The sequence below is a fragment of the Arthrobacter sp. C2 genome, from assembly GCA_024207135.1.
GTDB lineage: Bacteria > Actinomycetota > Actinomycetes > Actinomycetales > Micrococcaceae > Paeniglutamicibacter.
On record CP042428.1, the window covers coordinates 4,256,811 to 4,269,811 of the forward strand.

Consider the following 13,001-nt stretch of genomic DNA (forward strand, 5'->3'; position numbering starts at 1 on the left):
GAAGTCTAACGGGGCTAGAGGAAGGCCCCGATGAGAACCACGACGCCCATGACGGCCAGGGCCGCGGACGAGACCCGCTCGAGCCAGATGCCCACGGTCGGGCTCTTGAACCAGGCCATGGCGCGGGCGGCGATCGCCGCCAGCATCATCATGTAGGCGCCGCCCATGAGCGCAAACACCGCACCGAGCAACAGCGCGGAACCAAGCATGTTGGACCCGACGGGGATGAACGGCGGCATCAGAGCCAGGAAAAGCAGGCCAAGCTTCGGGTTCAGCGCCGAGGACAGCATCCCGGCGCGCAGGGACTGCAGCACGCTGAATTCGGTTTCGGCGGCGGCCGCGGAGCGGGTGGCGGTGCGGGCCGTCGCCGCCGATGCCCCGGCCAGGAAGCGTGCCTTGACCAGGGAGCCGAGTCCAAGATAAAGCAGATAGAGGCCGCCGACGATGGCGATTGCCTGGTGGATTGCCGGGTAGGTCTGCAGCAGTGCTGCCACTCCGAGTCCCGCAAGCGCCGCCCAGCCCATGATGGAAACCATCATTCCCAGCGCGGCGACGACCCCGTTGCGCGGGCGGTTCAGGGCATAGCGAAGTGTCAGGAAGGTGTCGGGCCCCGGGGCAAGCACCACGACAAGGGCGACCCCGGCAAAGCCAAGGAGAGATGAAAGCGGCATGAAACCATTATCTGGCTTGGTGGGTTGCGAAACGAAACGGGGCCCGTGGTGGTGGGCAGGGTCTCCAGTGTTACCGCTGCACGGTGAACGAGACGGAATAGGCGGCGCAGGATCCTTCGGCGCCGCATCCATCAAGTGGACTGCCCGTGACCAGGACGGTGGCATCTCCTGCCGGAAAGTCCTTGGGAATCCGGACCCGGGTGCTGAACGATCCGTCCTGGTTCACGGGGACCCGAATCGAAACCGGCGGCCGCGCCGGGGGAACCACGGAAATCAGGGTGAGCCCATAGGTCGTCTCCGGCCCGTAGCCCAGGTTGCAGGTGGCCGAAGGCGCACTGACCACGAGACTCGCACCGGCTTCGACGGCAGCCGCACTTGCAGACATCGGTTCGGTAAGGCAGGGGTTCGACGAGGCGCATCCGGAAACGAGGAAGCTTCCGGCCAGGCCCAGGATGCCCAGGTCAGCAAGAACCTGCAGTCGCGGTGTGGGCATGGGGCCTTCCTCGGATGACCGGGTGGAGGCATCCCGATCGTGGGGCCAACGTCCTCTTTGGATCACTGTAGCCCGGTGGCTGCGGGGTAGGAATGGTGGGCGTACCGCGCAGCCACCGGCTGCAGGCCCCGGCGAATCAGGCCAGGGGAGTCTCGGTCACCGAGTTGGCCGCGGCCAGCAGTGAACCGTCGCTCACCATCTGGAAGACTGCCTCGATCTCGGGGGAGATGAAGCGGTCGGTGCCCGGGCCCTGGACCTTGGTGCGGATGGCTTCGCGCACCGCGGTGATGACCGGGGAGGACTTGGACGTTTCCAGCCCGCCGTCGCGCATGTCCAGGGCGCGGGCGCTGGTGAGCAGCTCGATGGCCAGCACGCGGGCCAGGCCGTCGATGGCCCGGCGCAGCTTCAGGCCGGCATGCCAGCCCATGGAGACGTGGTCCTCCTGCATGGCCGAGGACGGGATGGAATCCACGGAGGCCGGGACGGCCAGGCGCTTGAGTTCCGAGACGATGCCGGCGGCGGTGTACTGGGCGATCATGTGCCCGGAATCCACGCCCGGGTCGTCGGCCAGGAAGGCGTTCAGGCCGTGGTTGCGGGCGGTGTCCAGGAACCTGTCGGTGCGGCGCTCGGAGATCGAAGCCAGGTCCGCCACGGCGATGGCCAGGAAGTCCAGCACGTAGCCGATGGGGGCGCCGTGGAAGTTGCCGTTGGACTCGACCCGGCCGTCGACGGTGACCACCGGGTTGTCGATGGCCGAGGCCAGCTCGATGGCGGCGACCGATTCGGCGTGGGCCAGTGTCGCGCGCACCGCGCCGTGGACCTGGGGTGCGCAACGCAGCGAGTAGGCGTCCTGCACGCGGGTGAACTTGTGGGCTCCGGCCTTTTGCTCGGCAATCAACGTTGAATCGGCAAGCACGGTGCGGATGTTCGCAGCGGCGTCGCGCTGCCCCGGGTGCGGGCGCAGGGCGTGCAGGTCGGCGGCGAAGACGGCATCGGTGCCCAGCAGGCCCTCGACGCTCATGGCCGCGGAGATGTCGGCGATCGAGGCCAGGCGGCGCAGGTCGGATGCCGCCATCAACAGCATGCCCAGCATGCCGTCGGTGCCGTTGATCAGGGCCAGGCCTTCCTTTTCGGCCAGCACGACAGGCTCGATGCCTTCAGCGGCCATGGCCTGCGCGGCGTCGAGCAGAACTCCGTCGGCATTGCGGACCTTGCCTTCGCCCATCACGGCCAGCGCGCAATGGGACAGCGGTGCCAGGTCCCCGGAACAACCGAGCGACCCGTATTCCCCGATGACCGGGGTGATGGCCGCGTTCAGCAGCGCCGCATAGGTCTGCGCCACGACCGGGCGCACCCCGGTGCGGCCTGTGGCCATGGTGGAGAGGCGGTTGAGCATCAGCCCGCGCACGATTTCCCGGTCGATCTCGGCGCCGGAGGATGCGGCGTGCGAGCGGATCAGCGAGCGCTGCAGCTGGGTGCGCAGCTCGATCGGGATCTGCTTGGTGGCCAGGGCCCCGAATCCGGTGGACACCCCGTAGTGCGGAACCGTGTCGGTGACCAGTGCATCGATGACGGCGCGCGAGTCGGCCATCGCCGCCAGCGAATCGCTGGACAGCTCGACCGGGACCAGATGGCGGGCCACATCCACGACGGCGGTCGGGTTCAGGGCTCCGGTTGAAACGATGACGGTGGGGGCCATGGGGATGTCCTTTCGGGAACAAAATGTGGCGAATGCTTGCCATTGGATGAAATACACGTTTCAATAAGTGAAACGCAGTGAGTGCCAAAGGGCAACCCCCAGGGCAGTTTTACCATCAAATTCCGACATTGGAGATCACCGTGGCCGAACCGTCAACCCGCACCGTGGAGCGGGCCCTGCAGCTGCTGGGATCGGTCTGCGACGCCGGTTTCCTGACGCTTGCCGATGCCGCACGGGGAACCGAACTCTCGGCATCCACCGCGCTGCGCCTGCTGCGCACGCTGGAATCCACCGGCTTCGTCCGCAAGGACGACGAGGGCGCCTACCGGCCGGGACTGCGCATCGTGCAGCTCGGGGCCCAGGCCCTGAGCCATGAATCGATCATCTCCCTCGCCGAGCCGGCGCTGGATCGGATCGTGGAAGCCACCGGCGAATCGGCCTACGTGAACGTCCAGGCCCACCACGGGCCCGGCGGGGACCACGGGCTGTACATCGCCATGCGCGAGGGCACACACTCGGTGCGCCATTCCTCATGGGTCGGGCGAACCGTCCCGATGGAGGGCAGCGCCTCGGGCGCGGTGCTCTCGGGCAAGACCCCCCAGGCCGGGTACGTGGTGGTGGACCGCGGCGTCGAAGCCGACGTCACCGCCATTGCCGCGCCGATCGCCGTCCAGACGCACGCTCCGGACGGAACCACCACCGGGACCCGGGTGATTGCGGCGCTGAGCGTCGTGGCCCCCAGCTACCGCATGAACCCCGAAAAGATCAGGACCATCGGCGAACTCGTCGCCGCCGAGGCCCACAACGTGTTGACCGCATACCAACAGGAGAACCAGCCATGAGCTTCACCCAACATGATCCCTCCCGCGTCATCCGTGCCCCCCGCGGCACCAAGCTGACCGCCAAGAGTTGGCAGACCGAGGCCCCGCTGCGCATGCTCATGAACAACCTGGACCCGGAGGTCGCCGAGCGCCCCGAGGACCTGGTCGTCTACGGCGGCACCGGCCGCGCGGCCCGCTCCTGGGAAGCCTACGACGCGATCATCAAGACCCTGACCGACCTGGAAGAGGATGAGACCCTGCTGGTCCAGTCCGGCAAGCCGGTCGGAGTCTTTCGCACCAACAAGTGGGCCCCGCGCGTGCTGATCGCCAACTCCAACCTGGTCGGCGACTGGGCCACCTGGCCCGAGTTCCGCAAGCTCGAGGCCGAGGGCCTGATGATGTACGGGCAGATGACCGCCGGCTCCTGGATCTACATCGGCACCCAGGGCATCCTGCAGGGCACCTACGAGACCTTCGCCGCCATCGGCGCCAAGCGCTTCAACGGCACCCTGGCCGGCACCTTGACCCTGACCGGCGGCTGCGGCGGCATGGGCGGCGCCCAGCCGCTGGCCGTCACCCTCAACGGCGGCGCCTGCCTGATCGTCGATGTTTCCGAGGAACGCCTGCGCCGCCGCCTGGGCAAGCGCTACCTGGACGACGTCGAGCTGGACCTGGATGCTGCAATCGCCAAGGTCACCGCCGCGAAGAACGAGGGACGCGCCCTGTCGGTGGGCTATGTCGGCAACGCCGCGCAAGTGTTCCCGGAGCTGCTGCGCCGCCAGCAGGCCGGGACGGTCTCCTTCGACATCGTCACCGACCAGACTTCCGCACACGATCCCTTGAGCTACCTGCCGGTTGAATACACCATCGAGCAGTGGGATGCCGAGGCCAAGGCCGACGAGGCCGGCTTCACCAAGAAGGCCCAGACCTCCATGGCCCTGCACGTCGAGGCCATGGTCGGCTTCCAGGACATCGGCGCCGAGGTCTTCGACTACGGCAACTCCATCCGCGACGAGGCACGCCAGGGCGGATTCGAGCGCGCCTTCGAGTTCCCGGGCTTCGTCCCGGCCTACATCCGCCCGCTCTTCTGCGAGGGCCTGGGCCCGTTCCGCTGGGTGGCACTCTCCGGCGACCCGGAAGACATCCGCGTAACCGACGAGGCGCTGAAGGAACTCTTCCCCGAAAACGATCACCTGCACCGCTGGCTGGATGCTGCCGCCGAGCACGTCGAGTTCGAGGGCCTGCCGGCACGCATCTGCTGGCTGGGCTACGGCGAGCGCCAGAAGGCCGGCCTGCTGTTCAACCGGCTGGTGGCCGAGGGCAAGGTCTCCGCGCCGATCGTGATCGGCCGCGACCACCTCGACTCCGGCTCGGTGGCATCCCCGTACCGCGAGACCGAATCCATGAAGGACGGATCGGACGCGATCGCCGACTGGCCGCTGCTCAACGCCCTGACCGCCACCGCCTCCGGTGCCACCTGGGTCTCCATCCACCACGGTGGTGGGGTCGGCATCGGCCGCTCCATCCACGCCGGACAGGTCTCGCTGGCCGACGGCACCGAGCTGGCCGCCGCCAAGCTGGAGGCGCTGCTGACCAATGACCCGGGCATGGGCGTGATCCGCCACGTTGATGCCGGCTACGAGCGGGCCATCGAGGTCGCCAACGAGCGCGGCGTGCGCATCCCGATGTCCGAATAGCCCGATCCGTCCTTGGGGTGCGGGCAAGATTGCCCACACCCGGCCGCACCACCCTCCCGGCCTCCGGGCCATAGCCGAAAGAGATGACACACCCTGTGAGCACCGTAAATTCCTTGCTGGCGGCAATCGAAGACATCGGCCGCGACGCCAAGCGCGGCGGATACTCGCGCCCCGTGTATTCGGCCGCCGAAACCACGCTGCGCGAATGGTTCATCGCCGAGGCCACCGCCCGGTCCCTGGAGGTCTCCACCGATGCCAACGGCATCATCTGGGCCTGGTGGGACATGCCCGGATCGGCCAGGGACGAGGCCTCGCGCCGCGGCGCATTGGTCACCGGGTCGCACCTGGATTCGGTGCCCGGCGGCGGGGCATTCGACGGCCCGCTGGGCGTGGCCAGCGCGCTGGCCGCCTACGACGAGCTCGCCAATCGCGAGCGGGCCGGCTCCCTGGTGCGCAACCGCGCCCTGGCCATCACGGTGTTCCCCGAGGAGGAAGGCTCGCGCTTCGGCGTGGCCTGCCTGGGCTCGCGGCTGCTCACCGGCGCCATCGACCCGGCCCGCGCGCTGAACCTGCGCGACGAAGCCGGCAACACCTTCGCCGACGTGGCCTCCGCCCACGGACAGGATCCCGCCCGCATGGGACGCGACGACGCGGCGCTGGCCCGCATCGGGGACTTCATCGAGCTCCACGTGGAGCAGGGCAAGGGCCTGAACTCCGAGGCACACACCGATCACGCCGGGCGCGGCCCGGCCGTCGCGGTGGGCGACACCATCCTGGGCCACGGCCGCTGGAAGCTGTCCTTCTCCGGCCAGGGCAACCACGCCGGAACCACGCTGATGGCCGACCGCTCGGACCCGATGATCGCCGCGGCCCAGACCATCGTCGCTCTCCGGCAGGTCGCCGCGGCGCAGGACAACGCCCGGGCCACCGTGGGCCGGCTCGAGCCGGTGCCCGGGGGCACCAACGTGATCGCTTCCCGCGTGGATATGTGGCTGGACGTGCGCCACCCGGATGACGCCGTGACCGCGATGCTGGTGGAAAAGATCCACGGGCAGGCGCAGAAGCTGGCCGCCTTCGAGGGCTGCAGCGTGCAATTGACCGAGGAGTCCTTCTCCAACACCGTGCACTTCGACTCGGGGTTGGCCCGCTCGCTGGCCAACTCGGTGCGCCGCCTGGTGCCCGACGCCCCGCTGCTGCCCACCGGCGCCGGGCACGACGCCGGGGTGCTCGCCGCCGTGGTCCCCTCGGGCATGCTCTACGTGCGCAACCCCTCGGGCATCAGCCACTCCCCGGAGGAACACGTGGAGGACGACGACGCCGCCGCGGGCGTGCTGGCGCTGGCCGACGCCTTGGAAGACCTGCTGTGAGCCGGGAAACCATCCGGGTCCCGGCCCCCGTCAACGCGCACTCGCACGCCTTCCACCGGATCCTGCGCGGGCGCACCCACCAGGGTGCCGACGGCGGGGCCGGGAACTTCTGGACCTGGCGCGAGCAGATGTACGAGGCCGCCGCCGGACTCACCCCGGCCGGCTACCAGCAGCTGGCCACCGCGGTGTTCGCCGAGATGGCGGTATCCGGATGGAGCGCCGTGGGCGAATTCCACTACCTGCACCACGACGTTGACGGCGCCCCCTACACGGGGGAGGCCGAGCACGGCATGGAGCTCGCGCTGGCCCGCGCCGCGAAGGCCGCCGGGATCCGCCTGGTGCTGCTGGACACCTGCTACCTGCAGGGCGGGCTGGACGCTGACGGGACCGTGCTGGGGCTCAACCAGACCCAGGAACGCTTCTCCGATGGGGATGTCGAAGGCTGGCTGGAACGCCACGGGTCGCTGGCCGCAGCCTTGGCCGGCATCGACGCGGGCGAGGGGCTGGTGTCCCTGGGCGCGGCCATCCACTCGGTGCGCGCCGTCCCGCCGGCGGCCCTGGAACGGATCGCCGCCGGGCTGGATCCCGCGCTGCCGCTGCACGTGCACCTTTCCGAGCAGCCGGCGGAGAACGAGTCCTGCCATGCGGCCTACGGGCTGAGCCCCACCGGGCTGCTGGAACGCTCCGGCCTGCTGGCGGCGCGGCTCTCGGCCGTGCACGCCACGCACCTGTCCGCGACGGACATCGCCGCGCTCGGAGCGGCGCGCGCCGGCATCGTGATGTGCCCGAGCACCGAGGCGGACCTGGGCGACGGGATCGGCCCGGCCCGCGAACTGGCAAACGCCGGGGCGGTCATCGCCCTGGGCAGCGACCAGCACGCGGTGCTGGATCCCTACCTGGAGCAGCGCGCCCTGGAGCACGGCGAGCGGCTGCGCAGCGGTCAGCGCGGGCGCTTCTCGCCCGCGGAGCTTTCCGCCGCCGCCCGCGAGGGAGGCCTGCGCTCGCTGGGCCTGGGGGAGAACGACGACTACCTGGAAGTGCGCACCGACAGCGTGCGCACCGCCGGGTCGCGCACCGCCCAGCTCCCGCTGACCGCCACCGCCGCGGACATCGCCGAGGTCCACATCAACGGCCGGCTGGTGGCCCGCGACGGCATCCACACCAGGCTGGGGGACCCGGCCGACCTCTACGCAGCCTTTTTCACCGACCACCGGGAGTTTTCATGAGCACCACGCTGATCACCAACCTGTCCGAGGCCTTCACCTCCGATGCCGCCGCCACGCTCGTCGAGAACGCGGCGATCCTCATCGACGGGGAGAAGATCGCCTGGATCGGGAGGGCGTCCGACGCCCCGGCGGCCGGCACCGTCATCGACGCCGGATACCGGGCCGCGCTGCCGGGCTGGGTCGACTCGCACAGCCACCTGGTCTTCGCCGGGGACCGCAGCCGCGAATTCGTGGCCCGCATGGCCGGGCAGGACTATGCCGCCGGCGGTATCGCGGTGACCACCGCCGCCACGCGGGCGGCGTCCGACTACGACCTCACGCGCCTGGTCATGGGTCGGGCCGCCGAGGCCCTGGCCGGGGGAACCACCTACCTGGAGACCAAGACCGGGTACGGGCTCAACGTGGAGGAGGAAACGCGGCACGCCCGCATCGCCTCCACCGTGGTGGACAAGGTGACGTTCCTGGGCGCCCACCTGGTTCCGGCCGACATGGACGCCCAGGAATACACGGACCTGGTCTGCGGGGAGATGCTCGAGCGGGTGGCCCCCTACGTCCAGTTCGCCGACGTCTTCTGCGAACGCGGGGCCTTCAACGAGGCCCAGTCCCGCCAGGTGCTCGCTGCCGCCCGGGATGCCGGGCTGGGATTGCGCGTGCACGGGAACCAGCTGGGCCCCGGTCCCGGCACCCGGCTTGCGGTGGAGTTCGGCGCGGCCAGCGTGGACCACGTGAACTACCTGGATGCAGCGGATGTGGCGGCACTGGCCGGTTCCTGGAGCCGCTGGGATCCTGCCACCCGCAGCGGTGTCGCCGGGACGGTGGCAACGTGCCTGCCGGCCTGCGACCTCTCGACCCGCCAGCCTTTGGCCCCGGGACGTGAATTGATCGACGCGGGCGTGCAGATTGCGCTGGCCTCGAACTGCAACCCGGGCACCTCCTACACCTCCTCGATGTCTTTCTGCGTGGCCACGGCCGTGTTGCAGATGAAGCTGAGCATCGAGGAAGCGGTCATCGCCGCGACCTACGGCGGGGCGCTCGCCCTGGGCGTGCAGGATGAGGTCGGCACCCTGGAAGTGGGCAAGCGCGCGGACATCCAGCTGCTCAACGCCCCCTCGGTGGCACACCTGGCCTACCGGCCGGGGATGAACCTTTCGGGCCCGGTGTTCCGGGCCGGGAAGCTGGTCGCGGGCAAACTCCCGGGATAGGTGCGCATTGACGGTGCAACCCCCCGCTTTTGGTTGCCGGCGGGGCGGAGGATCACCAGCAGTATCCATGGTGGTGGTTGGAACGGGTGCCGGCGGAATCCAACGGCGCGGTCGTTTCCCGGATGGACTACATCCGCCGAGCGGCATCGCGAAGCGCGGAAACCACCGGAACAGTTCCGTCTTCCGTAGCGAGCGCCGCGGCGACTTGGCGTGCCTTGGCGGCATAGGCCGGGGTTGTGGTGGCCTGCTTGATGGCGGTGGCCAGCCGTTCGGTGGTGAGGTGTTTGTAGGGGACCGGTTGGGGGCCCGCACCGAGGGACGTGATCCGGGCGGCCCAGAACGGCTGGTCGGTGTAGATCGGGACGCTGACGGTTGGGATCCCGGCGCGCAACCCGGCCGCTGTGGTCCCCGCTCCGGCGTGGTGGACCACCGCCGCCATCTGCGGGAACAACCATTCGTGGGGAACGGCTCCGACGCCAAGAGCATTGGGACCGGTGATGCCTTCCGCACCCTGCAACACCGCTCGGACGCCGGCGCGGCGAATCGTGTCGAGCATGAATTCGACGTCCATGGCCTCGCTGCTGCCAAAACCGATGAAGACCGGGGGCGGTCCGTCGGCGAGGAATTCGAGCAGCTCGGTGGACGGGCGCCAACCTGGATCGGTTTCCGGCCACCAGTATCCGGTCACCACGAGTCCTGATCGCCAGTCCAACGGTGCCGGAAACACGGTGGGACTGAATCCGTGGAGTACGGGACGGTTGGTTTTTCGGCGGAGCCGTTCGCTGCCGGCCCGTGATTTTTTCGCCAGCCCGAGGGACTGCCGGACGCGTGCGCTCGGGAGGTCGTAGGGCGCCCTGCCGGCGGACACCAGAGAGCCAAGCAGCTTGTTTCCGACCGGGCCCAGGCTTCGGGCGCTCCCCAATGCCACGGGCGGGTAGGCGGAGCTGGGTTCGATCGGCTGCAGGTGTGCGCCAATGGCGGGGATGCCCAAGGCCTCGGCTACGTCGTAGGCATAGGGCGCGACCGAATTGGCCAGTATCACGTCGGCACCGCGCTCAGCTGCGGCCACCGTACCTGTCGCGGCCAGCTCCATGTATTCACCGAGTTCGCGCATATATCGGAACAGGTCCGTGGCCGACGCCCTTTTTCCGGGGGCCGCAGGATTGACCAGGCGGCTCATGTCTCCGGGCAGTTCGCGATGCTCGCACCCGACCGCGGTGATCAACGGGGCATGGGCGGCGTTGGCCGCGATTGCGACGTCGAACCCGGCGGACTGGAGCCTGCTGCCGAGTCCTGCCATCGGGGCTACATCGCCCCGGGTGCCGGGGGTGACCATGAGTACGCGCATGGGGATCCTCATTCCTATTGATTGCGAACAGTGTTCGCAATCAAGGATATAGTGAAATGGTTGCAGGACCCAACGCCGGTGACCGAAGGAAAGGCGGACCAAGAATGACTGCTCGCGACCCCATTGATATTTGGCGGAGGCCGGAGCGTTCCGGCGTCGGGCCGAAACCGCAACACTCCCGTGGGCAGATTGCCGCCGCGGCCATCGACATCGCCGACCGGGACGGATTGGCGGCGGTGTCTGTCCGGCGAGTGGCCAGGGACATGGGGACCGGCCCCGCGTCCCTCTACAGGTACCTGCGATCCCATGACGAGCTCATCGAACTCATGGTCGACACCGTGAGTGGTGAATACGACCTTGGTCCTTCCGGCGAAACACCGAGGGACCAGCTGCTGGCCCTGGCCCGGCAAGGCCGGAGCATCATGCACCGGCACCCGTGGCTGGCCGCGCTGCTGCTGACCAGGCCGTCAATGGGACCCAGCACCCTCCGGTACCTGGAAAGCGCCCTGACCGCCATGGAGTCGATCGACTTGCCCGGCCCCTCCAAACTTCAAACCGTGGCCATGCTGACGGCGCTCACCTCCGCATTCGTGCAAAACGAGCTGTCCCAACCCGGAAATTCGGGGGCAGCCAACGGCGCAGCGAGCGATCGAGTGGAATATCTTTCCGAAGCGGTTCGGTCAGGCAATTACCCGCGGCTCGCCAGCGCATTCTCTGGAGGGAACGAACCCGAGACGCCTGACGACATGTTCAACGGCATCATTGTGGGCTACCTGGCCGGCGTGGGCCTTCGCCAGCTGCCCCAAGAAACACCCGGGGCCGGTGAAATTCAAGCTTGACCAGGGCCCGGAGTGTTTGCCGGTGTTCCGGGCCGGGCGGATTGGCGGCTTGGCCCTCTAGGCCCGCAGCGGCGCCATCCTGATGACGGCCTGACTGCGGAACACCATGACGAAAGCCGAGGTGCCATGAGATTCCAACCGCCGGAAGCACCTGTTCCGTGGATCTTCCAGTGAAGAGATCACTGATCTGATTACGTGCAATCATCGTTTCCATGTAGGGGAGCATCGTTTCGTCGGTTCGACTGGACGAGGAGACCGAAGCCCGTTTGGAGCGCCTCGCCGCCCAAACCAATCGTTCGAAGGCCTTCTGCTTGCGAGAGCTCGTCGAATCCGGGCTGCCCCGCCTGGGGCGCGAGCATGGCATCGCCCGGTTGGCCCCAGACATACGTGCCGGTCGCGAGCTGTCCGTCAGCCAAGAAGAATTGACGCGTGATCTTCGCCCGGATGATTGGGTTCTCGCAATGCGCTGCGCAAGGGCTGCGAAAGCCGGACAAGCCCTCGGCGAGGCGAATGATGCTGGCCTGGAAGAGGTCTCCGCCCTGGCGGACCCCCGTTCCCGGGGCAAGGGACTCCCCGGCTCCTTGGCCGGCCTGTGGCGATACAGGGCTGGGGAATACTGCATCATTTGTGGCCTGGTTGACGACGAGTTGGCCGTCATCGCATGGGGGCCGGGTCCTCGCCCTGCGATCCGTGACCGGCATTTGCCCAACGAGCCGGATATTACGCGGCTGACTTGATGTCAGACGCCGCCAGCGAATTTTTTAGTGATGCACCTCGCGCTCGTGATAAACAAGGAGCATGGCTATTACTGCACTCAAAGGTACCCCTGTCCAAACCGTTGGCGAGCTGCCCGCCGTTGGCGCAACCGCTCCCGACTTTGCTTTCACCGGCGCCGACCTCGGCGACGTAAACAGCAGCGAGCTGCGCGGCAAGCGCATCGTGCTCAACGTCTTCCCGTCGATCGACACCGGTGTCTGCGCCTCCTCGGTCCGCAAGTTCAACGAACTGGCCGCCGGCTTGGAGAACACCGCCGTTGTGTGCGCCTCGGCCGACCTGCCGTTCGCCCTGGGCCGCTTCTGCGGTGCCGAAGGCCTCGAGAACGTTGTTCCGGCTTCGAGCTTCCGCTCCGACTTCGGCGCGGAATTCGGCCTGACCCAGGCCGACGGCCCGCTGCGCGGCCTGCTGGCCCGCGCCGTCGTGGTCCTCGATGAGAACGGCGTGGTCCTGCACCACGAGGTGGTTCCCGAAATCACCACCGAGCCGAACTACGACGCAGCAATCGCCGCGCTGTCCTAAGCATCCTTGTTTCGGCTTGGCTGCCTCGCAGCTGGGCCGCAGCCTGGGGGTGGGCCCCGGCACCCGGAATCACTTTGGATTCCCGGGTGCCGGGGCTTCACTGTTTTAAGTCGGCCGGGCGATTCCCGAAACCGCCAGAGCCCGGAAACGGTGCGCTGCGGGAAGTGGCGGGCTCCGGGTCCGGATGCCAAATACACGGTTTCCCCGAACGAAAGATGCCGCCACGGTAAGCCAAACGGAATGAACTCGTTGAGATTTTTTATGATCGGTAGACAAGTCAAACGATCATAAGCGATCATAGTAGGGAAGATCTTGCCATTCCCGGGCGCATTCGTGGGCCTC

12 protein-coding genes are annotated in these 13,001 nt (G+C 68.1%); 8 read left to right on the forward strand and 4 right to left on the reverse strand.

The window, feature by feature from the left end; genetic code table 11:
* Positions 1–14 precede the first annotated feature (14 nt).
* The 3 genes from FPY90_RS19435 to hutH all read right to left on the reverse strand — a co-directional run bounded on the left by FPY90_RS19435 (position 15) and on the right by hutH (position 2,863).
* Entirely contained in the window at positions 15–671 is a 657-nt protein-coding gene (locus FPY90_RS19435; protein ID WP_498682862.1) for a LysE family translocator, read from the reverse strand.
* A gap of 70 nt (positions 672–741) precedes the next feature.
* The gene (locus FPY90_RS19440; RefSeq protein WP_498682864.1) at positions 742–1,164 is read right to left on the reverse strand and encodes a hypothetical protein; all 423 of its coding nucleotides are present in this window, start codon (positions 1,162–1,164) and stop codon (positions 742–744) included.
* A gap of 136 nt (positions 1,165–1,300) precedes the next feature.
* The gene (gene hutH, locus FPY90_RS19445) at positions 1,301–2,863 is read right to left on the reverse strand and encodes a histidine ammonia-lyase (protein ID WP_498682865.1); all 1,563 of its coding nucleotides are present in this window, start codon (positions 2,861–2,863) and stop codon (positions 1,301–1,303) included.
* Positions 2,864–3,003: 140 nt separating this feature from the next.
* Between hutH and FPY90_RS19450 the strand changes: the two genes are divergently transcribed.
* The 5 genes from FPY90_RS19450 to hutI all read left to right on the forward strand — a co-directional run bounded on the left by FPY90_RS19450 (position 3,004) and on the right by hutI (position 9,176).
* Entirely contained in the window at positions 3,004–3,705 is a 702-nt protein-coding gene (locus tag FPY90_RS19450; protein ID WP_071215746.1) for an IclR family transcriptional regulator, read from the forward strand.
* On the forward strand, positions 3,702–5,381 hold the full coding sequence (gene hutU, locus FPY90_RS19455; protein ID WP_498682866.1) for a urocanate hydratase: 1,680 nt from the start codon (positions 3,702–3,704) through the stop codon (positions 5,379–5,381). Before FPY90_RS19450 ends, hutU begins: the two co-directional genes overlap by 4 nt.
* Positions 5,382–5,476: 95 nt before the next feature.
* The gene (locus FPY90_RS19460; protein WP_498682869.1) at positions 5,477–6,748 is read left to right on the forward strand and encodes an allantoate amidohydrolase; all 1,272 of its coding nucleotides are present in this window, start codon (positions 5,477–5,479) and stop codon (positions 6,746–6,748) included.
* Complete coding sequence (locus FPY90_RS19465; RefSeq protein ID WP_498682870.1) at positions 6,745–7,974, forward strand: formimidoylglutamate deiminase; 1,230 nt, start codon at positions 6,745–6,747, stop codon at positions 7,972–7,974. Before FPY90_RS19460 ends, FPY90_RS19465 begins: the two co-directional genes overlap by 4 nt.
* Positions 7,971–9,176, forward strand: a complete 1,206-nt coding sequence (hutI, locus tag FPY90_RS19470) for an imidazolonepropionase (protein ID WP_498682872.1) — start codon at positions 7,971–7,973, stop codon at positions 9,174–9,176. The genes FPY90_RS19465 and hutI overlap by 4 nt, the downstream gene beginning before the upstream one ends.
* A 127-nt stretch (positions 9,177–9,303) precedes the next feature.
* Here hutI and FPY90_RS19475 read toward each other — a convergent pair whose 3' ends face one another.
* The gene (locus FPY90_RS19475; RefSeq protein ID WP_498682873.1) at positions 9,304–10,524 is read right to left on the reverse strand and encodes a glycosyltransferase; all 1,221 of its coding nucleotides are present in this window, start codon (positions 10,522–10,524) and stop codon (positions 9,304–9,306) included.
* A gap of 104 nt (positions 10,525–10,628) precedes the next feature.
* Between FPY90_RS19475 and FPY90_RS19480 the strand changes: the two genes are divergently transcribed.
* The 3 genes from FPY90_RS19480 (at position 10,629) to tpx (ending at position 12,659) form a co-directional block, all read left to right on the forward strand.
* A complete protein-coding gene (locus tag FPY90_RS19480) occupies positions 10,629–11,363 on the forward strand; it encodes a TetR/AcrR family transcriptional regulator (RefSeq protein ID WP_498682875.1) in 735 nt (244 codons plus the stop codon).
* Between the two features lie 266 nt (positions 11,364–11,629).
* On the forward strand, positions 11,630–12,100 hold the full coding sequence (locus tag FPY90_RS19485) for a hypothetical protein (protein ID WP_498682877.1): 471 nt from the start codon (positions 11,630–11,632) through the stop codon (positions 12,098–12,100).
* Between the two features lie 61 nt (positions 12,101–12,161).
* A complete protein-coding gene (gene tpx, locus FPY90_RS19490) occupies positions 12,162–12,659 on the forward strand; it encodes a thiol peroxidase (RefSeq protein WP_498682879.1) in 498 nt (165 codons plus the stop codon).
* The last annotated feature ends 342 nt before the right edge of the window (positions 12,660–13,001 follow it).